Origin of the sequence: Escherichia sp. R1 (genome assembly GCF_003000935.1) — a bacterium.
GTDB lineage: Bacteria > Pseudomonadota > Gammaproteobacteria > Enterobacterales > Enterobacteriaceae > Escherichia > Escherichia coli.
The window spans coordinates 126806-148267 of sequence record NZ_PSRU01000011.1; the positions used below are offsets into that span (position 1 = coordinate 126806).

General features: G+C 50.9%; 22 protein-coding genes and 3 pseudogenes. 9 read left to right on the plus strand and 16 right to left on the minus strand.

Going from position 1 to position 21462, the window contains the following annotated elements; translation table 11 throughout:
* Window positions 1–54: 54 nt before the first annotated feature.
* A complete protein-coding gene (locus C4F37_RS14865) occupies window positions 55–285 on the minus strand; it encodes a LysR substrate-binding domain-containing protein (protein WP_000545308.1) in 231 nt (76 codons plus the stop codon).
* 140 nt (window positions 286–425) lie between these two features.
* Between C4F37_RS14865 and argP the strand changes: the two genes are divergently transcribed.
* The 3 genes and pseudogenes from argP to C4F37_RS27860 form a co-directional block, all read left to right on the plus strand.
* The gene (gene argP, locus C4F37_RS14870) at window positions 426–1319 is read left to right on the plus strand and encodes a DNA-binding transcriptional regulator ArgP (RefSeq protein WP_000828351.1); all 894 of its coding nucleotides are present in this window, start codon (window positions 426–428) and stop codon (window positions 1317–1319) included.
* A gap of 202 nt (window positions 1320–1521) precedes the next feature.
* Window positions 1522–2449: pseudogene (locus C4F37_RS14880) on the plus strand (methylmalonyl-CoA mutase family protein); the annotation flags it as partial.
* Window positions 2426–2578 (plus strand): annotated as a pseudogene (locus C4F37_RS27860) (acetyl-CoA hydrolase); the annotation flags it as partial. The pseudogenes C4F37_RS14880 and C4F37_RS27860, both read left to right, overlap by 24 nt.
* On the opposite strand, the gene srsR reads toward C4F37_RS27860, so the two are convergent.
* The 7 genes from srsR to epd all read right to left on the minus strand — a co-directional run bounded on the left by srsR (window position 2575) and on the right by epd (window position 9807).
* Window positions 2575–3465, minus strand: coding sequence for a LysR family transcriptional regulator SrsR (srsR, locus tag C4F37_RS14885; protein WP_000350824.1), 891 nt, complete (start codon window positions 3463–3465; stop codon window positions 2575–2577). The pseudogene C4F37_RS27860 and the gene srsR overlap by 4 nt on opposite strands.
* Before the next feature lie 157 nt (window positions 3466–3622).
* The gene (locus tag C4F37_RS14890; RefSeq protein ID WP_000669837.1) at window positions 3623–4363 is read right to left on the minus strand and encodes an oxidative stress defense protein; all 741 of its coding nucleotides are present in this window, start codon (window positions 4361–4363) and stop codon (window positions 3623–3625) included.
* 92 nt (window positions 4364–4455) lie between these two features.
* Window positions 4456–5091, minus strand: a complete 636-nt coding sequence (gene argO / locus C4F37_RS14895; protein WP_000493346.1) for an arginine exporter ArgO — start codon at window positions 5089–5091, stop codon at window positions 4456–4458.
* Window positions 5092–5229: 138 nt separating this feature from the next.
* A complete protein-coding gene (gene mscS, locus C4F37_RS14900; RefSeq protein ID WP_000389811.1) occupies window positions 5230–6090 on the minus strand; it encodes a small-conductance mechanosensitive channel MscS in 861 nt (286 codons plus the stop codon).
* A 190-nt stretch (window positions 6091–6280) separates the two neighbouring features.
* Window positions 6281–7360, minus strand: coding sequence for a class II fructose-bisphosphate aldolase (gene fbaA, locus C4F37_RS14905; RefSeq protein WP_000034375.1), 1080 nt, complete (start codon window positions 7358–7360; stop codon window positions 6281–6283).
* A 214-nt stretch (window positions 7361–7574) separates the two neighbouring features.
* On the minus strand, window positions 7575–8738 hold the full coding sequence (gene pgk / locus C4F37_RS14910) for a phosphoglycerate kinase (protein WP_000111269.1): 1164 nt from the start codon (window positions 8736–8738) through the stop codon (window positions 7575–7577).
* Between the two features lie 49 nt (window positions 8739–8787).
* Window positions 8788–9807 (minus strand): erythrose-4-phosphate dehydrogenase, encoded by a 1020-nt coding sequence (epd, locus tag C4F37_RS14915; RefSeq protein WP_000218480.1) that lies wholly within the window; start codon window positions 9805–9807, stop codon window positions 8788–8790.
* Window positions 9808–10178: 371 nt separating this feature from the next.
* Here epd and C4F37_RS14925 point away from each other — a divergent pair, with 371 nt between their 5' ends.
* Genes C4F37_RS14925 through C4F37_RS14945 form a run of 5 tightly spaced genes read left to right on the plus strand, consistent with a single transcriptional unit; the run spans window position 10179 to window position 13256 of the window.
* Entirely contained in the window at window positions 10179–10607 is a 429-nt protein-coding gene (locus tag C4F37_RS14925; RefSeq protein WP_000988709.1) for a PPC domain-containing DNA-binding protein, read from the plus strand.
* Window positions 10608–10633: 26 nt separating this feature from the next.
* A complete protein-coding gene (locus C4F37_RS14930; RefSeq protein WP_000113903.1) occupies window positions 10634–11212 on the plus strand; it encodes an ECF transporter S component in 579 nt (192 codons plus the stop codon).
* Window positions 11213–11920: an energy-coupling factor transporter transmembrane component T gene (locus C4F37_RS14935; RefSeq protein WP_000553241.1), complete on the plus strand. Its 708-nt coding sequence runs from the start codon at window positions 11213–11215 to the stop codon at window positions 11918–11920. It begins immediately after the preceding gene.
* On the plus strand, window positions 11908–12585 hold the full coding sequence (locus tag C4F37_RS14940; RefSeq protein ID WP_000256973.1) for an ABC transporter ATP-binding protein: 678 nt from the start codon (window positions 11908–11910) through the stop codon (window positions 12583–12585). Before C4F37_RS14935 ends, C4F37_RS14940 begins: the two co-directional genes overlap by 13 nt.
* Window positions 12579–13256, plus strand: a complete 678-nt coding sequence (locus tag C4F37_RS14945) for an ABC transporter ATP-binding protein (RefSeq protein ID WP_000956878.1) — start codon at window positions 12579–12581, stop codon at window positions 13254–13256. The genes C4F37_RS14940 and C4F37_RS14945 overlap by 7 nt, the downstream gene beginning before the upstream one ends.
* Here the strand turns inward: C4F37_RS14945 and C4F37_RS14950 are convergent.
* The 7 genes and pseudogenes from C4F37_RS14950 to cmtB all read right to left on the minus strand — a co-directional run bounded on the left by C4F37_RS14950 (window position 13228) and on the right by cmtB (window position 17932).
* On the minus strand, window positions 13228–13941 hold the full coding sequence (locus tag C4F37_RS14950; protein ID WP_000687713.1) for a nucleoside/nucleotide kinase family protein: 714 nt from the start codon (window positions 13939–13941) through the stop codon (window positions 13228–13230). The two genes, C4F37_RS14945 and C4F37_RS14950, sit on opposite strands and share 29 nt — an antisense overlap.
* The gene (fumE, locus tag C4F37_RS14955; protein ID WP_000224169.1) at window positions 13938–14447 is read right to left on the minus strand and encodes a fumarase E; all 510 of its coding nucleotides are present in this window, start codon (window positions 14445–14447) and stop codon (window positions 13938–13940) included. The genes C4F37_RS14950 and fumE overlap by 4 nt, the downstream gene beginning before the upstream one ends.
* Window positions 14448–14468: 21 nt before the next feature.
* A complete protein-coding gene (locus C4F37_RS28405; RefSeq protein WP_369808866.1) occupies window positions 14469–14639 on the minus strand; it encodes a fructose-bisphosphatase class II in 171 nt (56 codons plus the stop codon).
* A pseudogene (locus tag C4F37_RS28410) lies at window positions 14611–14784 on the minus strand (fructose-bisphosphatase class II); the annotation flags it as partial. The pseudogene C4F37_RS28410 and the gene C4F37_RS28405, both read right to left, overlap by 29 nt.
* Window positions 14781–16058 (minus strand): zinc-binding dehydrogenase, encoded by a 1278-nt coding sequence (locus C4F37_RS14965; protein WP_000853184.1) that lies wholly within the window; start codon window positions 16056–16058, stop codon window positions 14781–14783. The pseudogene C4F37_RS28410 and the gene C4F37_RS14965, both read right to left, overlap by 4 nt.
* A 14-nt stretch (window positions 16059–16072) precedes the next feature.
* Complete coding sequence (gene cmtA, locus C4F37_RS14970; RefSeq protein WP_000428818.1) at window positions 16073–17461, minus strand: PTS mannitol transporter subunit IICB; 1389 nt, start codon at window positions 17459–17461, stop codon at window positions 16073–16075.
* 27 nt (window positions 17462–17488) lie between these two features.
* Window positions 17489–17932, minus strand: a complete 444-nt coding sequence (gene cmtB, locus C4F37_RS14975) for a PTS mannitol transporter subunit IIA (RefSeq protein ID WP_001236688.1) — start codon at window positions 17930–17932, stop codon at window positions 17489–17491.
* Window positions 17933–18307: 375 nt separating this feature from the next.
* On the opposite strand from cmtB, the gene C4F37_RS14990 reads away from it, so the two are divergent.
* Complete coding sequence (locus C4F37_RS14990; protein WP_000646942.1) at window positions 18308–19216, plus strand: prohibitin family protein; 909 nt, start codon at window positions 18308–18310, stop codon at window positions 19214–19216.
* Between the two features lie 219 nt (window positions 19217–19435).
* Here C4F37_RS14990 and tkt read toward each other — a convergent pair whose 3' ends face one another.
* On the minus strand, window positions 19436–21427 hold the full coding sequence (tkt, locus tag C4F37_RS14995) for a transketolase (protein ID WP_000098601.1): 1992 nt from the start codon (window positions 21425–21427) through the stop codon (window positions 19436–19438).
* Window positions 21428–21462 lie beyond the last annotated feature (35 nt).

The following is a 21462-nucleotide window of genomic DNA, read 5'->3' on the forward strand; positions in this document are numbered from 1 at the left end:
ATCGTTTCGCCTGTGGTATGAAATTTCACACGCATTATATACAAAAAAAGTGATTCAGACCCCGTTGGCAAGCCGCGTGGTTAACTCATCCATAAAATATCGCGCAATGGCGGGCATCCCCTTTCGCCCCGCAAATAAAGCATACAACGGTCTGGGGATGCCGCTCCACGGTGCAAACAGGCGCACCAGTTCCCCGTTCGCAAGCCCCTGTTTACAGGCAAACTGAGGCAATAACGCCACGCCATTCAACACAACCAGGGCGCGAACTCGCTGAGCGAAATGCATTAGCGCAAATCCCTGATCTTTTAAGCTGCGCGTTAACCACTGATACAAATGTTACCCGCCAACGGCTTCGGTATATGCAACCCGACACAAAATTGTGTCATAGTGCAGGAAAAAGCATTTACCAGGAGCAGACAACAGCAATGAAACGCCCGGACTACAGAACATTACAGGCACTGGATGCGGTGATACGTGAACGAGGATTTGAGCGCGCGGCACAAAAGCTGTGCATTACACAATCAGCCGTCTCACAGCGCATTAAGCAACTGGAAAATATGTTCGGGCAGCCGTTGTTAGTGCGTACCGTACCGCCGCGCCCGACGGAACAAGGGCAAAAACTGTTGGCGCTACTACGCCAGGTGGAGCTGCTGGAAGAAGAGTGGCTGGGCGATGAACAAACCGGTTCGACTCCGCTGCTGCTTTCACTGGCGGTCAACGCCGACAGTCTGGCGACGTGGTTGCTTCCGGCACTGGCTCCTGTGTTGGCTGATTCGCCCATCCGCCTCAACTTGCAGGTAGAAGATGAAACCCGCACTCAGGAACGTTTGCGTCGCGGCGAAGTGGTCGGCGCAGTGAGTATTCAACATCAGGCGCTGCCGAGTTGTCTTGTCGATAAACTCGGTGCGCTCGACTATCTGTTCGTCAGCTCAAAACCGTTTGCCGAAAAATATTTCCCTAACGGCGTAACGCGTTCGGCATTACTGAAAGCGCCAGTGGTCGCGTTTGACCATCTTGACGATATGCACCAGGCCTTTTTGCAGCAAAATTTCGATCTGCCTCCTGGCAGCGTACCCTGCCATATCGTTAATTCTTCGGAAGCGTTCGTGCAACTTGCTCGTCAGGGCACCACCTGCTGTATGATCCCGCACCTGCAAATCGAGAAAGAGCTGGCCAGCGGCGAACTGATTGACTTAACGCCAGGGCTATTTCAACGCCGGATGCTCTACTGGCACCGCTTTGCTCCTGAAAGCCGCATGATGCGTAAAGTCACTGATGCGTTGCTCGATTATGGTCACAAAGTTCTTCGTCAGGATTAATCCATCAAATAACGCCTGATAGCACATATCAGGCGTTATCCTCACTTCTTTTTGTATTCCTTGAATCACATCACAAAATAGACAAATCTCAGGCGGCAAAAAACGACGTCTGAATGCATTTTTTTGCTGGCGACAAACCCACGTAAAAAGCTCACCGTAAGCGCAAATACCCTCATTTTGATTGCGTTTTACGGAGCAAATAATGTCTAACGTGCAGGAGTGGCAACAGCTTGCCAACAAGGAATTGAGCCGTCGGGAGAAAACTGTCGACTCGCTGGTTCAGCAAACCGCGGAAGGGATCGCTATCAAGCCGCTGTATACCGAAGCCGATCTCGATAATCTGGAGGTGACGGGTACCCTTCCCGGTTTACCACCCTACGTTCGTGGCCCGCGTGCCACTATGTATACCGCCCAACCGTGGACCATCCGTCAGTATGCTGGTTTCTCGACAACAAAAGGAGTCCAACGCTTTTTATCGCCGTAACCTGGCCGCCCACCGAGGCTACGACTCCGATAACCCACGCGTGGCGGGCGACGTCGGCAAAGCGGGCGTCGCTATCGACACCGTGGAAGATATGAAAGTCCTGTTCGACCAGATCCCGCTGGATAAAATGTCGGTTTCGATGACCATGAATGGCGCAGTACTACCAGTACTGGCGTTTTATATTGTCGCCGCAGAAGAGCAAGGTGTTACACCCGATAAACTGACCGGCACCATTCAAAACGATATCCTCAAAGAGTATCTTTGCCGCAACACCTATATTTACCCGCCAAAACCGTCAATGCGTATTATCGCAGACATCATCGCCTGGTGTTCCGGCAACATGCCGCGATTTAATACCATCAGTATCAGCGGTTACCACATGGGTGAAGCGGGTGCCAACTGCGTGCAGCAGGTAGCATTTACGCTCGCCGATGGGATTGAGTACATCAAAGCAGCAATCTCCGCCGGGCTGAAAATTGATGGCTTCGTCCCTCGCCTGTCGTTTTTCTTCGGCATTGGCATGGATCTGTTTATGAACGCCGCCATGTTGCGTGCGGCACGTTATTTATGGAGCGAAGCGGTCAGTGGATTTGGCGCACAGGATCCGTATAACAACGTTATCCGCACCACCATTGATCATTGTGCACATCCTATGTGTCGGGATTATCTGCATCGCTATCTGGAAAATGCGTCCGGCGGACATATTCACCACGATCTTAGCCACGTCTTCGACTTACACCGTAATTTAATTGCAACCGGATCGATGCTGGGTTAATGGTTTGTTCCGTCACGATCTTCAGCAATATGCTGAAGCATCGTGGCGGTATAACGATGATTTCTGATTGAATAAAGATATTCCTGCATATACATCGGTCTGTGCGGCGCATCAAAATATTTCAGCGTTGCCGGATTCACCAGTCGCCAGGCAAAATGCGGGATCACCGTCAGAAAATGTTCCCGCTCCACGGCGCTGATTTTGGCCATAAAACTGTAGGGACGATAAATAATGGTTGGATTGATCCCACAAGGACGCATATTCGCATCAATCATTGCTTCGAAATTGGCCCGATTCTGAAAGCGCATTTGTAGCCAGGGCAGCTCCTGAAGCAGCTCTTGTCGCTCTTCATAACGGCGAGAAACGAGAAAGCCCAATCGCAGCGGCGGTAGTTCACTGATAGTCAGGTTTTCCAGTTCCTGAACTCGTGCAGATACATGCTGTGGGGAGATATTAAAATCTAACTGACGGTCAAAAAGATTATCGATAACGCCATTTTCGCTGAACTCAACTGGCTGGGCGGTCACGCCTTCGTACTTATCTCCGAGACTAATCAACTGATCAAAAATAATGGTCGGATAAGTATTATCTATGCCTATCACAATTTCTCGTGAACGACGTCCTGAGTTATGGATTTCATTATCAATCGCAGAAAGTCGTTGATAAACCGGGAACAGTTTTTGATACAGTTCCTGTCCGGCTTTATTGAGGCTGATATTATTATCTTTGCGGGTAAATAGCGTATAGCCAATTTGTTCTTCCAGCGCGGCAATGCTTTTGCCAAATCGCGAAGCCGTCATATGGATTTTTTCTGCCGCCCGGGCAATATTATTGGTTTGCGCTAATAAAATGAAATTGCGCATCTTTTTCGAAATAAAAATGTCCATCCCCCCTCTCCCGCATCCTTGTCCGCTTAACCGTTTCAGTCAGCCTATCCTTGATGAAACCGCGAGCAAAGATAGGTGATTACGTCATGGTTTTACAGAAAAAGGAGACAATATCGGGTAAAGACATTAGCCCGACGAATACGTCGGGCTACAAGTATTAATGTGCAGCAGGTGTTTTAGCGGGGGGTTGATCCACAGGTTCTAACTGGAAGACTACATCGACCTGATCATCAAACTGAATAGCGGCCTGCTCGTAAGTTTCCTGTGCGGACACCGGTGCAGCATCAGCTTTCATCATCCGCACCATTGGGCTGGGCTGATAGTTGGAAACATGATAACGCACGCTATATACCGGCCCCAGTTTGCGATTAAAGCCATTCGCCAGTTCCTGCGCCTGATGAATCGCGTTATCAATCGCTGCCTTACGCGCTTTGTCTTTATAGGCATCCGGCTGCGCCACGCCCAGCGACACAGAACGAATTTCGTTAAGACCCGCCTTTAGCGCGCCGTCCAGCAAGGAATTCAGTTTGTCTAACTGACGGAGCGTGACTTCCACCGTTCTCACTGCGCGGTAGCCTTTCAGGATACTTTTACCATCCTGATAATCATAATCTGGCTGAGTGCGTAAGTTCGCTGAGCTGATATCTTTTTTCGCGATCTGATTGAGCTCAAGGAAGGAAATGTATTGTGCGACGCGCTCATCTGCCTGTTTCTTGGCAGTAGCGGCATCCTTCGCGGCCACGTTAACTTCAATCGCAAGAGTGGCAATGTCTGGCACCGCATCCACGCTTGCCGTACCGGAGGTGACAATATGCGGTCCATCCGGCAATTCGTTAGCCTGCGCTGCCATCCCGCTAATACCCATTAATGCCGCCAGGGCGATAACTTTGAACTTCACGTTAGTCTCTCCGTGTTAATTGACTTGCCCAAAATTCAGGACCTCTGGAGGCAAGCTTAGCGCCTCTGTTTTATTTTTCCATCAGATAGCGCCTAACTGAACAAGGCTTGTGCATGAGCAATACCGTCTCTCGCCAGCTGCAAGGCAATAAACCACATAACACATCCCACTACCAGATTGATAATGCGCTGTGATTTTGCCGTGCGCAGGCGCGGTGCCAGCCAGGCTGCGAGAATAGCCAGACCAAAGAACCACAGGAAAGAGGCGCTAATTGTTCCGAGCGCAAACCAACGTTTTGGTTCCACATCAAGTTGCCCGCCAAGGCTGCCCAGCACAACAAAAGTATCCAGGTAAACATGCGGATTCAGCCAGGTCACTGCCAACATGGTGGCGATAATTTTCCATCTGCCTTGTTTCAGGACTTCGGCACTGGCTAACTCAATGTTACTGCTCATTGCTGTTTTAAAAGCGCCAAAACCATACCACAGCAAGAAGGCTACGCCGCCCCAGGTGACCAGCGCCAGCAACCACGGCGACTGCATCAATAACGCGCTGCCACCAAAAATCCCCGCACAAATCAGGACCAAATCGCTGATAGCACAAAGTAAGGCAATCATAATGTGGTACTGACGACGAATGCCCTGATTCATCACAAAAGCATTTTGTGGACCGAGCGGTAGGATCATAGCTGCGCCAAGTGCAAGACCTTGAAAGTAATAAGAAAACACGTTGGATATTCCGAATTAAGTATCTGATGCAGAGACTATATCGCGGGATTGTTATTAGCGGAAATTGATAATATTAATTGGCAATCAGAAAAACTAATAAGAGAGAGGCCAGAGAGTATTATCTGGCCTCAGCGTTGATTACGCAGCTTTGTCTTCTTTCACCCGCTTAAAGTTCACATCCATTTGCGGGTACGGGAAGCTGATACCGGCGGCATCAAATTCACGTTTAATACGCTCCAGCACATCCCAGTACACGTTTTGCAGATCGCCGCTGTTGCTCCAGACGCGGACCACGAAATTAATCGACGATGCGCCAAGTTCGTTCAGACGCACAGTCATTTCGCGATCTTTCAAAATGCGATCTTCAGACTGGATAATATCGGTCAGGATCTGCTTAACCTGATCGATATCGGAATCATACGCCACGCCAATAATAAATTCGTTACGGCGAGCTGGCTCGCGGGAGAAATTAATAATATTCCCGGCAATAATTTTACCGTTCGGAATAACGATAATTTTACCGTCTGCAGTACGCATGGTGGTGGAGAAAATCTGCACACTCAGCACAGTACCGGCTACGCCGCCGAGGTCAACATATTCTCCGGCACGGAACGGGCGGAACATGACAAGTAACACGCCAGCGGCCAGGTTAGACAGTGACCCCTGCAAAGCCAGACCAACAGCTAAACCTGCGGCACCGAGTACAGCAATGACTGACGCTGTTTGTACGCCCACGCGTCCCAGTGCTGCGATTAGCGTAAAGGCGATAATTCCGTAACGGACTAATGCAGAAAGAAAATCAGCAACAGTGGCATCGATTTTACGGGAGATCATCAGGCGATTCACCGCGTTGGAAATCATCCGCGCGATAATCAAACCAACGATGATGATCGCGAGTGCCGCCACGATGTTTACTGCATAACTTAGCAGCAGCGCCTGGTTAGCCACCAGCCAGCTTCCCGCGCCGTTTATGCTATCGACAACATTCAAATCTTCCATTCAATATTCCTTTTCAACTGACTCAAAATGGAGAAATACACTCCGCCGCCTTATGACGGGCAGTCTGACAAGGGTAAACAATAAAGCATAATTTTGCCAAATAGATCACAGATTTCTCATCTGTATCACCTTGCTTTTGGCGAAAAAAAGACCCGCAGAGCGGGCCTTGAGATAAGCAGAAAGGAATATCTTACAGAACGTCGATCGCGTTCAGTTCCTGGAATGCTTTTTCCAGACGAGCGATCATCGAAGTCTGACCGGCACGCAGCCATACGCGCGGATCGTAGTATTTCTTGTTCGGCTGATCTTCGCCTTTCGGGTTGCCCAGCTGGCCTTGCAGGTAAGCTTCGTTTTCTTTGTAGTAGTTCAGAACACCTTCCCAGGTTGCCCATTGGGTATCGGTATCGATGTTCATTTTCACTACGCCGTAGCTTACGGAGTCTTTGATTTCCTGAGCAGTAGAACCGGAACCACCGTGGAAGACGAAGTTCAGGCTGTTGTGCGGCAGGTTGTGTTTCTTAGAAACATATTCCTGAGAGTCGCGCAGGATGGTCGGAGTCAGAACAACGTTACCCGGCTTGTAAACACCGTGTACGTTACCGAAGGACGCAGCGATGGTGAAACGCGGGCTGATTTTGCTCAGCTCGGTGTATGCGTAATCAACGTCTTCCGGCTGGGTGTACAGTGCAGAAGCGTCCATGTGGCTGTTGTCCACGCCGTCTTCTTCACCACCGGTGCAACCCAGTTCGATTTCCAGAGTCATGCCGATTTTGGACATGCGCTCCAGGTATTTAGAGCAGATTTCAATGTTCTCTTGCAGAGATTCTTCAGACAGGTCAATCATGTGAGAAGAGAACAGCGGCTTACCGGTAGCAGCGAAGTGTTTTTCACCCGCGTCCAGCAGACCGTCGATCCACGGCAGCAGTTTCTTCGCGCAGTGGTCGGTGTGCAGGATAACCGGAACACCATAATGTTCAGCCATCTGGTGAACGTGATGCGCACCAGAGATCGCACCCAGGATAGCAGCGCCCTGCGGAACGTCAGATTTCACGCCTTTACCAGCGATAAAAGAAGCACCACCGTTGGAGAACTGAACGATAACCGGCGCTTTAACTTTAGCTGCGGTTTCCAGTACGGCGTTGATGGAGTCAGTACCGACGCAGTTTACTGCTGGCAGTGCGAAGTTGTTTTCTTTTGCTACCTGGAAAACTTTCTGTACGTCATCACCAGTAATTACGCCAGGTTTTACGAAATCAAAAATCTTAGACATGTCTCTTGTCCTGTATCGTCGGGCCTTATACTCGTCATACTTCAAGTTGCATGTGCTGCGTCTGCGTTCGCTCACCCCAATCACTTATTTATGTAAGCTCCTGGGGATTCACTCTCTTGTCGCCTTCCTGCAACTCGAATTATTTAGAGTATGAAAAAGTGCGTGCTCTAAAAGCGCGCTGAAACAAGGGCAGGTTTCCCTGCCCTGTGATTTTTTACTTCTTAGCGCGCTCTTCGAGCATCGCTACTGCAGGCAGTACTTTACCTTCCACGAATTCGAGGAATGCGCCGCCGCCAGTGGAGATGTAGGAGATTTTGTCAGCAATGCCGAACAGGTCGATTGCTGCCAGAGTGTCGCCGCCGCCAGCGATGGAGAACGCTTCGCTGTCTGCGATAGCGTTAGCCACGATTTCAGTACCTTTGCGGAAGTTCGGGAATTCGAACACGCCAACCGGACCGTTCCACAGAATGGTTTTCGCATTCTTCAGGATTTCAGCCAGTTCCTGAGCGGAAGCATCACCGATATCCAGGATCTGCTCGTCAGCTTTCACATCGTTAACAGATTTCAGGGTAGCCGGTGCAGTTTCAGAGAACTCGGTTGCTACGCGAACATCAGACGGAACCGGGATGTTGCAGGTGGTCAGCAGACGTTTAGCTTCGTCAACCAGGTCAGCTTCGTACAGGGATTTACCCACATCGTGGCCTTGTGCCGCGATAAAGGTGTTAGCGATACCACCGCCAACGATCAGCTGGTCAGCGATTTTAGACAGGGAGTCCAGAACGGTCAGTTTGGTAGATACTTTAGAACCACCAACGATAGCCACCATCGGGCGAGCAGGTTCTTTCAGTGCTTTACCCAGCGCGTCCAGTTCAGCTGCCAGCAGCGGGCCTGCGCACGCAACGTCAGCGAATTTACCGATACCGTGAGTAGAAGCCTGCGCGCGGTGAGCAGTACCGAATGCGTCCATTACGAACACGTCACACAGTGCAGCGTATTTTTTGGACAGAGTTTCGTCATCTTTCTTCTCGCCTTTGTTGAAGCGAACGTTTTCCAGAACAACCAGTTCACCTTCAGCAACGTCAACGCCGTCGAGGTAATCTTTAACCAGACGAACCGGGTTAGACAGTTTGTCTTTCAGGTAGTTAACAACCGGCAGCAGAGAGAATTCTTCGTTGTACTCGCCTTCGGTAGGACGACCCAGGTGGGAAGTTACCATCACTTTTGCGCCTTGTTTCAGGGCCAGTTCGATGGTCGGCAGAGAAGCACGGATACGCGCGTCGCTGGTTACTTTCCCGTCTTTTACTGGTACGTTCAGATCCGCACGGATAAATACACGTTTCCCAGCAAGATCCAGATCGGTCATCTTAATTACAGACATGGTGAATCCTCTCGTTGATTCTAAAAGTTTTGCAGACGCTGCTTGCGTCTTACCTGAAAGCAACAGTAGCCATAGCTAACGTCGTGTCGAGCATTCGGTTAGCAAAGCCCCATTCGTTATCGCACCAGACCAACGTTTTGATCAGGTGTGCGCCACTGACCCGGGTTTGAGTGCCATCGACAATGGCACTGTGCGGATCGTGGTTAAAATCTACAGAGACCAACGGCAATTCCGTATAGTCAACTATACCATGAAATGCACCTTGTGCTGCTTTTTGCAGCAACAGGTTGACTTCATTGGCTTTTACAGGTTTCTTCACCGTCACGCTTAAATCGATTGCCGTCACATTTATGGTTGGCACACGTACCGCAATCGCCTCAAAGCGATCGTTAAATTGCGGAAAAAATCGTGTGATACCGGCGGCCAGTTTAGTATCGACCGGAATGATCGACTGACTGGCTGCCCGAGTGCGACGCAGGTCAGGATGGTATGCATCAATAACCTGTTGATCGTGCATGGCGGAGTGAATTGTGGTCACAGTGCCGGACTCAATACCGTACGCATCATCTAACAATTTGATGACGGGAATTATGCAATTCGTGGTACAGGAAGCGTTAGAAACGATGCGGTGTTCCGCACGAAGTTGATCCTGATTGACGCCATAAACAACGGTCGCGTCGAGATCGTTACTGCCAGGATGTGAAAAGAGCACTTTTTTAGCCCCGGCGGCAATGTGTGCTTCACCATGCTCGCGGGAGCCATATACGCCGGTGCAGTCGAGGACTACATCAACGCCGAGTTCACGCCAGGGGAGCGATTGCAGTGAACGTTCATGCAATACACGGATGGCGTCATCACCAACAAAAAGTTGATCGCGTTCCTGTCGTACTTCCCATGCAAAACGGCCATGGCTGGTGTCATATTTCAACAAATGCGCCATACCCGCAGCATCCGCCAGTTCGTTGATTGCCACCACGGTAATTTCCGCACGGCGTCCGGATTCATACAAAGCACGAACCACATTACGCCCGATGCGACCGAAGCCATTTATCGCTACGCGTACGGTCATAGATCTCCTGCAAGGTTTTCCCTGAGCAAATTTGCCAGACAGAGTAATCCAGCAAATCGTTCGGGGAAACCTTACCTGTCGCAAACTGCGACTGATTGGTTAATTGTCGAACATTTAATCGACTGAAACGCTTCAGCTAGGATAAGCGAAACGTGGAATAAAAGGAATGATTGTCCAGTCAAATAAGACAATTATCTGACTTACGTCACGTTTTCAGCCCCGCCCCTGCGGAATTTATTCCACTTTGCAGAATCACGAATAAGCGTAGCAAAATCTTTTCGTTGTGCCGTCACAAACCCTGACTTATATCAGAATATGACTGATGCAGCGTCGATATTATCCGCAATACGTCCGAGTTTCGGAGTACTCCAATGATGACATTGCCCTACCCATATTCTTCCTCCGCACGTTTTTACGCGCTGCGCCTGCTCCCCGGGCAGGAAGTTCTCTCCCAATTACGCGCCTTCGCGCAACAACAACAACTCCACGCCGCGTGGATTGCAGGTTGTACCGGCAGTCTGACTGACGTCGCCTTACGCTATGCCGGGCAAGAAAACACTGCCCTGCTAAGCGGTAAGTTCGAAGTCATCGCATTGAACGGCACGCTGGAACAGAGTGGTGAACATCTTCATCTCTGCGTTTCCGATCCACACGGCACGATGCTTGGCGGTCATATGATGCCCGGCTGTACCGTGCGGACCACGCTTGAACTGGTGATCGGCTGCCTTGAGGAACTGGCGTTTAGCCGCCAGTCTTGCGCGCTTTCTGGTTACGACGAGTTGCATATTTCCCCCCGTTAAATAACTACTTTCAGTGAGGTTTTCTTATGGCGCGTCGCCACTTTTCCAGTCAGGCATTGGTGTTGATCGTTATCTCTATCGCCATCAATATGATCGGCGGGCAACTGGCCAGCATGGTCAAATTACCTATTTTTCTCGACTCCATCGGCACACTTATTAGCGCGGTACTGCTTGGTCCGGTGATCGGGATGCTAACCGGTTTACTGACCAATTTACTCTGGGGATTGCTGACCGACCCGATCGCCGCCGCATTTGCGCCCGTCGCGATGGTCATCGGCCTGGTCGCCGGTTGGCTGGCGCGAGCGGGTTGGTTTCGCACCCTGCCAAAAGTCGTTGTTAGCGGCGTGATTATTACGCTTGCGGTAACGGTCGTCGCTGTACCGCTGCGTACTGCGCTGTTCGGCGGCGTGACAGGAAGCGGAGCCGATTTGTTCGTTGCCTGGATGCACTCGATGGGGCAAAACCTGGTGGAGTCGGTGGCGATTACGGTGATAGGCGCGAACCTGGTCGATAAAATTCTCACAGCGGTGATTGTCTGGCTTTTACTGCGTCAGCTGCCGATTCGCACCACGCGCCATTTTCCGGCAATGGCTGCCGTGCGCTAAATGCATCCGTTTACATCCTTAACGCTGTGGGCGCTGGCGGCCTGCACCACGCTTATCCTGCCCACACAGACAATATTGCCAGTCTATAGCGCGGCGACCTTTTTCTGCCTTATTGCGCTAAAGGCCACGCGGCGGCGGGCAAAATATGTCGTCTGGCTGATGTTCTCGCTGGGGGCTGGATTGTGGCTGGTGCACGGTGGCTGGCTGACAGAATGGCTAAGCGGCACGCCACGCTCTCCAGAACGGTGGGCGCATGCTATTACGCTCTGGTTGCGGATTCTGGCGATTGTTTCAACCTCACAGTTGTGGATGCAGTACGTCCCCGTGCAACGTTTTATCCGCGCTTTGTTTGCTTCTCGCCTGCCGCCGGGCGTCGCTTATCTGTTTGCCGGGCCGTTATTGGTCGTTGAGCAGTTAAAACGGCAATTGGCGATTATTCATGAAGCGCAGCGCGCCCGCGGCGTGCCGCTGGATGAGGGCTGGTATCAGCGTTTACGTGCGATGCCCGCGTTAATTATTCCGCTAACACACAATGCGCTAAACGATCTTGCTGTCCGTGGTGCGGCGCTGGATATGCGGGCATTTCGAATCAACAATAGGCGCACTACGTTATGGGCACCAGCCGATAGCACCCTACAACGCGTAGCACGTTACACCATGATATTGCTAATGCTGGCTGAATTCGGAGCGTGGATATGGTTACGTTAGAACAGTTTCGCTATTGCCCGACACACTCAACGCATCCTCCGTTCTGTTATGACTTTCACTATGTCAAACCGGGGATGGTCGCCATCTTTGGTGACAACGGCAGTGGCAAAAGTACGCTGGCGCAGCTGATGGCGGGCTGGTATCCGGACTTTCTACCAGGAGAGATAACCGGCACGGGGACGCTTCTCGGTACGCCCATTGGGCGTCTCCCGCTTAATGAACAATCCGCCACCATCCAGCTCGTCCAGCAATCGCCCTATTTGCAGCTCTCCGGCTGTACCTTTAGCGTGGAAGAAGAAGTTGCCTTTGGGCCAGAAAATCTGTGTCTTGCTGAAAAAGAGATTATGGCGCGGATTGACGCCGCCCTGGCCCTGACCGAGTGCCAGCCGTTGCGCCATCGTCACCCGGCAACACTCTCCGGTGGAGAGACACAGCGTGTGGTCATCGCCTGCGCCATCGCGATGCAGCCAAAGCTCTTAATTCTTGATGAAGCCTTTAGCCGCCTGACGCCGCAGGCCCGCGAAATGCTGTTGCAGCGCTTACAACACTGGGCGCTTGAACGTGGTTCGCTGATTATTCTTTTTGAACGTCATCACACACCTTTCCTGAACCACTGCCAGCAAGCGTGGCAATTGCAAAACGGAGCGCTCCAGCCACTATGTTAACGTTAAATCAGATATCTTATCGCTGGCCTGGCGCGGCAACGGATTGTCTTTGCGACATTTCTCTGCAACTCAAACAAGGTGAATGGTTGGCGCTGACCGGCGACAATGGCGCGGGAAAATCGACGCTGTTACGAGTAATGGCAGGTCTTCTTACGCCCACAGCCGGTACGGTTATGCTGCAACAACAAGCGATGAAAAACCTGAAAAACCGCCAGCGCGCGGCAAAGATTGGCGTACTGTTTCAGGACGCGGAAAACCAGCTTTTTCACAGCACTGTTGCTGACGAGATCGCATTTGGTTTGAAACTGCAAAAATGCCCGGCGGATGAAATCACTCAACGTACCAATGCTGCCCTGCAATGCTGCCAGTTAGCAGACACTGCCAGCGCGCATCCGTTAGATCTGCATAGTGCGCAGCGACGGATGGTCGCCGTCGCCAGCCTGGAAGCACTCTCTCCACCCCTATTGCTACTGGACGAGCCGAGTCGGGATTTTGACGAAAATTGGTTGAGCGTGTTTGAAAGCTGGCTGGAAAAGTGCCGCCAGCGAGGCACGAGCGTCGTAGCAATCAGTCATGACGCCGCATTTACCCGGCGTCATTTCTCTCGTGTGGTGCGACTGGAAGATGGTGTAATCAGGAACGTTAATCCATCAGACGATATTCACCCGTAGCGGTCATCATTAAGGTCAAATTTGCAGGCAGACTCTCTTCCAGCACCCGGCGAACATTCGGCCCGTCGGTACGGTCATAAAAGGCTTCTGCGTCTGCCAGCGATAACCCTCCCGCCAGCTTGCGCCCCACCAGACGCTCCCGCAACGCAGATGCGGGAGCTTTGATAAAGATCGAGAAATCACAAAATTGCGCAAGCTGGCACCACTTCTCGTCGTCCAGCAACAACCAGTTTCCTTCGACGATGACGAGTGGTGCGGTAACGTGCAGCGCATCTTCAACAGGATCATGCTTTTGTCGATCGTACTGCGGCCACGTACAATCCCCTTCCACAACCCGGCACAGATTTTCCGCCAGTTTCGCAACGTTGAATGTCTCTGGTGCGCCTTTGAAGGGGCGCAATTGATGCGCATCCAGCCAGCTATTGTAATGGTGAAAACCATCCATCGGCAGTGTCTGAATAGCGGGCAGTTCCGGGTCTTGTTGTGCGAGATATTCCCAGAAGGTGGTTAGGGTAGATTTACCCGTCCCCGGCGGAGCGCAAAGAAAAACCACCGTACGCCGCTGCGGATTTACTGTCTGTAAGGCCGCCAGCATACGCAGCAACGGTTTATGTACATTTTCAATCTCTTCGTTCTGGTACTGTGCCTGTATCTTCAGCCCATTCACCGTTAATTCAATTTTCACGGCGTTAATTCCTTTAAGGTTGTCGTTACTGCCAGCGTCAGCGCCGTTTTGACCATCCCGCTAAAACGCGCCTCTGACCAGACGGCGAAATCGGCGAACTTCATCGCTTTCAACGCGTCATAGAGCGTCGCATTGCGGGTTATGCTATTGACGTTGCTGATAAAATCCCAGGCCATGTCATCGGCAAATCCGGGCATTTCATTCTGTTCGTTCAGGTAATGCCAAAACTGGGAAAAATGCGTGATATCGGCGTACAGCCATTTATCCATTTTCCCCAGCGCATAAATCAAACGCAGCGCAACATCAATATCGTCAAGCGGGCCGCTTTGGGCGAGTAACGGCTTCACTGCATATTCGACGATCTCTTCATCGTTATCGACAAACAGCGACGGCAGAAACTGGCGTATCCCCTGGAGCAAAATAGAATGCGCAGTTTTCATAAATGAAAATAAATTGTCCTGTGCATTCAGTTGCTCAAGCACATCATCTTCTGTCAGCGTCGCCATTGGTCTTCCGATAGATCACCATCAATGCAGGGAGTCTATTATATTACACGTTTGGTCCGCGCCGCCGATCAGTAATGTCTGCGTCCGCACCCCATTCGCCGTCTGTTGGATACCGTTCACCAACTCGCCGCCCGTCACGCCCGTAGCGCTAAAGAGGATATCGTTCCCCCTCGCCGATAACCACTCGCCCACGAAAAGCAACGTCGTTTAATGCCTGGCGCATCGCGGTGACCGCAAGGCCATCAATTTTATTTTTGTCGCCGCAGCCGGTTTGCGGCCAGGCAGCCAACGCTGCCTGTTCCGTAACGCGAAATAATGGCCACGCCAGGGACATCATTGCGCGGCCTCCCCAATATAAACGCCAAATTGTGCCAGCAGATATTTCTCGGCCTGTTCATTCCAGATACCGTGCGTTTTCTCAACCAGCCACGCCAGCTCTTTAAACAGCGGATCGGTTTTGCCTTTTTCGGCAAAATCGGCAATGGCGGTCAGCGGCATGGTCACGCCGTTATAAATGAGTTTTTTACCGCCAGGGATATCCGGCAGATTGAGCACGGTTTCTGGCACCGCATCCAGGCCACCGATATGGGTCACCATAAACGACGGCTGTAACTGCCCCGTGGCGCTAAGGGCAATCGCCTCTTTCATGTCGTCCGTGGAACCGCCGGACGTGCCGACAATGTGCGTACTGTTGTAATGGACGTTGTAGAAATTAAACGGCACTTTGAAGTTTTTATCCGTCGGCCCGGCAAAGAAGTTCAGGCAGCCATCTTCCGCCAGTAATTCATCAGCCATCTCGACGACTGAAGGCACCGCTGCATAGACAAATACGTCATCAAATCCGGCATCATCCGTCAGCGCCCGCAGCGTCTGGACCGGATCGCTCATCCCTTTGGTATTCATATACACCAGCTCAATGCCTTTACTGGCCGCCAGTTCCACCGGCAGCAGCTTTTGTACCTGCGTCAGGCGTTTGTCGTCGATATCGACTACCACCACCCGCGCCGGTTGTATGCCGCCGTTAATGGCGTAATCAATAGCGCCAATTCCCATCGGGCCTGCACACGCCAGTAGCGCAATATTGCCACCAGGTTTGACGCCCATGCGATGCTCATAAACATATTGCGTGGTGTGATAATTGGCATGATAAGCGCCAATAATGCAGCACATCGGTTCCGCCAGCGAGGCCGCAGCAAAATAAGAGCCGTGATACGGTAATACGCAGCCCAGGTTAATGGCGATTTCGGGAATAATCATATAGGTGGCGTTACCGCCAAAATATTCGTAGCTGTAGCCCGCTGAATATCCGCCTGGTAACCCCATCGCCGGTTGCAATACAAAACGCTGGCCTTTTTTATATTTGCCAGTGAGATTTTTACCCACTTCGACAATAACCCCGGCACATTCATGCCCGGTAATGACCGGATGATTTTCTAAATCGTCGGGGACGCGTTTATGTTCACTACCGAGTAACGCCGCTTTCCAGGTGGATAAACAAACGCTGTCAGAAATTACATTCACTAACAGTTCATTATCGGTAATTTCTGGCAGCTCAAATTCGCGCAGACGGACATCCCGCTTGCCATAAATAGCAGCAACTTTGGTTTTCATTTTTACCTCTGTAATCAGTGTTTATGTTCAGCGGTTAATTGATTAAATAAAGTGTCGAGTTTTGGATCGCCAATATAGTTATTAATCAATATCAGTGGTTTATCCGTCACACGTTTCACGCGCCCTTCCAGACTGGCGTGAGTAACGACGATATCCGCATCCGCAGGCACGTTTTCTATGGCGTAATGTTTTACTTCTATTGCCAGCCCCGCTTTTTCCAGGCGTTTACGGAAGGTGGTTGCGCCCATCGCACTGGAGCCCATCCCTGCATCGCAAACAAAGGCAATACGCTTAACACGGCTTAACGAGAATGCACCTTCTTGTTTCATCGCCTTAACCGCATTGGCTGACTGAGCAAACTCATCTTCGCTCTTCGTTTCCACCGTTTTTTCCATCTTCAGTATCAGCGAAGTAATAGCAAAGGACACCAGGGTACCTACCGTAACACCGGCAATTGTCGCCAGGAACGAGCCTTTCGGCGTCAGTGCCAGGTAAGCAAAGATAGACCCCGGACTTGGGCCAGCCACCAGACCACCGTCCAGTAAGTTAAACATCCAGGTGCCAGACATACCGCCCGCAATCATGGCAATAATGGTCAGCGGCTTCATCAGCACATACGGGAAATACAGTTCGTGGATCCCACCGAGGAAGTGAATAATCATCGCCCCGGGCGCAGAACGTTTACTCATCCCTTTACCAAACAAGGTAAACGCCAGCAGCAGCCCCAGACCAGGACCTGGATTGGAGGCCACCATGAAGAAGATGGATTTACCGTTAACCGAAGCCTGTTGCATTCCCAGCGGATAATAGACGCCCTGATCGATCGCATTATTAAGGAAAAGCACTTTCGCCGGTTCATTGATGACTGACAGCAAAGGTAGATAACCCGCATGTACCAGCGCCTCAATACACTCTTTGACGAAAGTATTAGCAATTAACACCGCCGGGCCGATAACTTCAAAACCCAGCAGACAAAGGAGCATCCCCGCGATACCTAATGAGAAGTTATTGATAACCATCTCAAAACCGGCAGGTATGCGTTTTTCCAGTGCCTTATCGACATATTTTATGACCAGCCCACCTAACGGTCCCATGATCATTGAGCCAAGGAACATCGGGATCTCTGCGCCGACGATCACACCAATAGTACCTATTCCGCCCATGACCGCCCCGCGTTTACCGCCGACCAGATGACCACCGGTAGAACCAATCATCACGGGCAATAAATAGGTAATCATCGGACCAACAATTTTGGCGAAATGTTCATTCGGCAGCCAGCCGGTGGGAATAAATAATGCCGTTATAAATCCCCAGGCAATAAAAGCACCGATATTGGGGATGACCATTGCAGTCAAAAATCCCCCAAAAGCCTGGACCTTTGCACGAGCAGACTTGTTTTCCATAATATTATCCTGTAGAGGAGAGAGTAATTATCCGCGGCTGATAATGTCCGCTAATTGTTTTTCTGATGATGCGGTTAAGAGTTGTTCGAGTATTTCTTCTTCGCACAGTAATTCACTTAACGCCTGAATAGCACCAATGTGCGAATCGGCATCGGCAGCAGAAAGTCCGATGAGTAATTTAATCGGTTCGTCATTCCCCGGAAAATAAACGCCTTGTTTAAGTAACGTCAAAGACATCCCGGTTTTAAGCGCTCCACATTCCGGTCGCGCATGAGGCATTGCCACGCCTGGTGCGAGAATATAATAAGGACCATTGCTGATGGTGGAATCTTTAATAGCCTGAATGTAATTCTCGCTGATATAGTTTTTTGCTAACAGTGATGCCATCGAGAAATTGATAGCTTCCTGCCAGTCTTTTGTTGAATGTATAACTGAGATTGATAATTCTGGAAAATAATCAATAAGCCGCATAAATTATCCTTATTTATTTTTAGGGTACCGTCCGGCGGTAAAAATAAAATACGCGTGCGGTTTAATGAAAGCAATTGGGTACGCGAGAAGAAAAACCCCATGAACAAAAATAATAAAACCTTAAATAACAACAACATGAAATTGATATTTTTAAAGTCAACTTTGTATTTGTTACGTTTATCACAAAATCAACATTTTGATTGTTGTTGTATTTGTGATGCATATCGCCATTTATTTATTGAATGTCCGAAAACATACTTTTTTAATGCAACGTTTTTTCGCTATACCCCTTTATAGATTCTGAATTCTCACCTGTCGGCTATTTTCTCCTTACCTCATGTGACATATTCCCCACTTTACTCAAGGAAGATTCATATGAAAGCACCTGTTTCATTAACCTCATTTCGCCCACAAAAATCTCTTGCTATCGCCATTGGCGTGCTTGCCGTGGTTGTGCTGCCATTTCTCTCGTATTACACCGTTAATGAAGGTGAACGCGGCATTTTGCTGCGCTACGGAAAAATCGTAAAAGTTGCCGAGCCGGGGCTGGGTTTTAAGATCCCTTTTATGGAAAGCGTAGAGAAAATTTCCACGCGTAATCAGGCTGTGGTCTATCAGGGATTACAGGCCTACAGCCGCGACCAGCAACCGGCACAAATGACAGTATCAGTCAGCTTCCACATTAAACCTTCAGAAGCAGGCGCGGTTTATACCACCTACAACACCATTGAAGCATTAAAAGATCGTCTGATTGTCCGTCAGTTGCCAACTCAACTGGAGAACGTTTTCGGACAATATACCGCCATCAGCGCCGTACAGGATCGCACAAAACTGGTTCAGGATCTGCAAAATGCCATGCGCAAAGCCGTTGTTGGGCCAGTGGTAATTGACGGGGTCCAGATTGAAAATATTGATTTTTCTGACGCTTATGAAAAGTCGATTGAAGACCGAATGAAAGCAGAAGTCGCCATTGCCACGCGTAAGCAAAATCTGGAAACGGAGAAAATCCAGGCGCAAATAGCGGTAACTCAGGCCCAGGCGGAAGCAGACAGTAAACTAGCGGCAGCCAAAGCAGAAGCGGAAACTATTCGCGTAAGAGGCGCGGCAGAGGCTGAAACTATTCGTTTAAAAAGTGCGGCTGAAGCAGAAGCTATCCGCCTGCGCGGTGAAGCTCTGCGGGAGAATCCCGGACTTGTTGCCCTCACCACTGCTGAGCGTTGGGACGGTAAACTGCCCGATACCATGATCCCCGGCAGCACAGTTCCGTTTATCTCTACTAAGTAAAAAAAGGGCCGCTTTCGCGGCCCTTGAGACTGATAGCAAAGACAAAACTGCCTGATGCGCTACGCTTATCAGGCCTACATACTTCCTGCAATATGTTGAATTTGCAAAATCTTGTAGGACGGATAAGGCGTTCACGCCGCATCCGGCATAAACAACGCGCACTTTGCCAACAATCTGAAGGGCCGCATTTGCGGCCCTTCTCACAAAACATCTTACCGATTACAGCAGCGCTTTTGCTTTCGCAACAACGTTGTCAACGGTGAAGCCGAACTCTTCAAACAGCTGCTCTGCCGGAGCAGATTCACCGAAGGTGGTCATGCCGACGATAGCACCGTTCAGGCCAACATACTTGTACCAGTAGTCAGCAATGCCAGCTTCCACCGCAACACGAGCGGTAACCGCTTTCGGCAGTACGGATTCACGGTAAGCCGCGTCCTGCTTGTCGAATGCGTCGGTAGACGGCATGGAAACCACGCGCGCTTTCACGCCTTCGGCAGTCAGTTTTTCGTAGGCGGCAACAGCCAGTTCAACTTCAGAACCGGTCGCGATGAAGATCAGTTCCGGCTGACCAGCACAGTCTTTCAGCACATAACCACCGCGCGCGATGTTTGCCAGCTGCTCTTCAGTACGTTCCTGCTGCGCCAGGTTCTGACGGGAGAGGATAAGCGCAGTCGGGCCGTCCTGACGCTCAACGCCGTATTTCCACGCTACTGCGGATTCAACCTGGTCACACGGACGCCATGTAGACATGTTCGGGGTCACGCGCAGAGAAGCGATCTGTTCTACCGGCTGGTGAGTCGGGCCATCTTCGCCCAGACCGATGGAGTCGTGGGTGTAAACCATCACCTGACGCTGTTTCATCAGCGCAGCCATACGTACGGCATTACGTGCGTATTCCACGAACATCAGGAAGGTTGAGGTATACGGCAGGAAACCACCGTGCAGGGAGATACCGTTAGCAATCGCGGTCATACCGAACTCGCGAACACCGTAGTGGATGTAGTTACCTGCAGCATCTTCGTTGATTGCTTTAGAACCAGACCACAGGGTCAGGTTAGACGGAGCAAGGTCAGCGGAGCCGCCGAGGAATTCCGGCAACAGCGGACCGAACGCTTCGATAGCATTCTGAGACGCTTTACGGCTGGCGATTTTCGCCGGATTAGCCTGAAGTTTAGCAATGAACTCTTTCGCTTTCGCGTCGAAGTCAGACGGCATTTCGCCTTTCATACGGCGGGTAAATTCAGCGGCTTCCTGCGGATAAGCTTTCGCGTAAGCAGCGAATTTCTCGTTCCATGCGGACTCTTTCGCCTGGCCTGCTTCTTTCGCATCCCACTGAGCATAGATTTCAGACGGGATTTCGAACGGCGCGTATTTCCAGCCCAGCTGTTCGCGGGTCAGGGCAATTTCAGCGTCGCCCAGCGGCGCACCGTGGGAGTCGTGGGTACCGGCTTTGTTCGGGGAACCGAAACCGATGATGGTTTTGCACATCAGCAGGGACGGTTTGTCAGTCACTGCGCGCGCTTCTTCTACTGCGCGTTTGATGGATGCCGCGTCATGACCGTCGATATCGCGAATAACGTGCCAGCCGTAAGCTTCGAAACGCATTGCGGTGTCGTCGGTAAACCAGCCTTCAACGTGACCATCGATAGAAATACCGTTGTCATCGTAGAACGCAATCAGTTTACCCAGCTTCAGCGTACCCGCCAGAGAGCAAACTTCGTGGGAGATGCCTTCCATCATGCAGCCGTCGCCCATGAAGGCGTAGGTGTAGTGGTCGACGATGTCGTGGCCCGGACGGTTAAACTGCGCCGCCAGCGTTTTTTCTGCAATCGCCATACCGACTGCGTTGGCAATACCCTGACCCAGCGGACCGGTGGTGGTTTCTACACCTGCGGTGTAACCCACTTCCGGGTGACCCGGAGTTTTAGAGTGCAGCTGACGGAAGTTTTTCAGTTCTTCCATCGGCAGATCGTAACCGGTGAGGTGCAGCAGGCTGTAGATCAGCATGGAGCCGTGGCCGTTGGACAGCACGAAGCGGTCACGGTCAGCCCAGGACGGATTCTGCGGGTTGTGTTTCAGGAAATCACGCCACAGGACTTCGGCAATGTCAGCCATACCCATAGGGGCACCCGGGTGACCGGATTTGGCTTTCTGTACTGCGTCCATGCTCAGCGCACGAATAGCATTGGCAAGCTCTTTACGTGAGGACATTTTGACTCCAGATCGGATGATGAAGGGCACGCCCT

What these genes read in the sequence shown, in the direction of transcription:
- C4F37_RS14865 (WP_000545308.1), bottom strand. Translation starts at nt 285, where the DNA reads ATGCATTTCGCTCAGCGAGTTCGCGCCCTGGTTGTGTTGAATGGCGTG.
- fumE (WP_000224169.1), bottom strand. Translation starts at nt 14,447, where the DNA reads ATGGCGACGCTGACAGAAGATGATGTGCTTGAGCAACTGAATGCACAG.
- C4F37_RS14945 (WP_000956878.1), top strand. Translation starts at nt 12,579, where the DNA reads ATGTTAACGTTAAATCAGATATCTTATCGCTGGCCTGGCGCGGCAACG.
- srsR (WP_000350824.1), bottom strand. Translation starts at nt 3,465, where the DNA reads ATGGACATTTTTATTTCGAAAAAGATGCGCAATTTCATTTTATTAGCG.
- C4F37_RS14935 (WP_000553241.1), top strand. Translation starts at nt 11,213, where the DNA reads ATGCATCCGTTTACATCCTTAACGCTGTGGGCGCTGGCGGCCTGCACC.
- C4F37_RS14925 (WP_000988709.1), top strand. Translation starts at nt 10,179, where the DNA reads ATGATGACATTGCCCTACCCATATTCTTCCTCCGCACGTTTTTACGCG.
- C4F37_RS14990 (WP_000646942.1), top strand. Translation starts at nt 18,308, where the DNA reads ATGAAAGCACCTGTTTCATTAACCTCATTTCGCCCACAAAAATCTCTT.
- C4F37_RS14965 (WP_000853184.1), bottom strand. Translation starts at nt 16,058, where the DNA reads ATGAAAACCAAAGTTGCTGCTATTTATGGCAAGCGGGATGTCCGTCTG.
- tkt (WP_000098601.1), bottom strand. Translation starts at nt 21,427, where the DNA reads ATGTCCTCACGTAAAGAGCTTGCCAATGCTATTCGTGCGCTGAGCATG.
- epd (WP_000218480.1), bottom strand. Translation starts at nt 9,807, where the DNA reads ATGACCGTACGCGTAGCGATAAATGGCTTCGGTCGCATCGGGCGTAAT.
- cmtB (WP_001236688.1), bottom strand. Translation starts at nt 17,932, where the DNA reads ATGCGGCTTATTGATTATTTTCCAGAATTATCAATCTCAGTTATACAT.
- C4F37_RS14930 (WP_000113903.1), top strand. Translation starts at nt 10,634, where the DNA reads ATGGCGCGTCGCCACTTTTCCAGTCAGGCATTGGTGTTGATCGTTATC.
- cmtA (WP_000428818.1), bottom strand. Translation starts at nt 17,461, where the DNA reads ATGGAAAACAAGTCTGCTCGTGCAAAGGTCCAGGCTTTTGGGGGATTT.
- argP (WP_000828351.1), top strand. Translation starts at nt 426, where the DNA reads ATGAAACGCCCGGACTACAGAACATTACAGGCACTGGATGCGGTGATA.
- mscS (WP_000389811.1), bottom strand. Translation starts at nt 6,090, where the DNA reads ATGGAAGATTTGAATGTTGTCGATAGCATAAACGGCGCGGGAAGCTGG.
- pgk (WP_000111269.1), bottom strand. Translation starts at nt 8,738, where the DNA reads ATGTCTGTAATTAAGATGACCGATCTGGATCTTGCTGGGAAACGTGTA.
- C4F37_RS14940 (WP_000256973.1), top strand. Translation starts at nt 11,908, where the DNA reads ATGGTTACGTTAGAACAGTTTCGCTATTGCCCGACACACTCAACGCAT.
- fbaA (WP_000034375.1), bottom strand. Translation starts at nt 7,360, where the DNA reads ATGTCTAAGATTTTTGATTTCGTAAAACCTGGCGTAATTACTGGTGAT.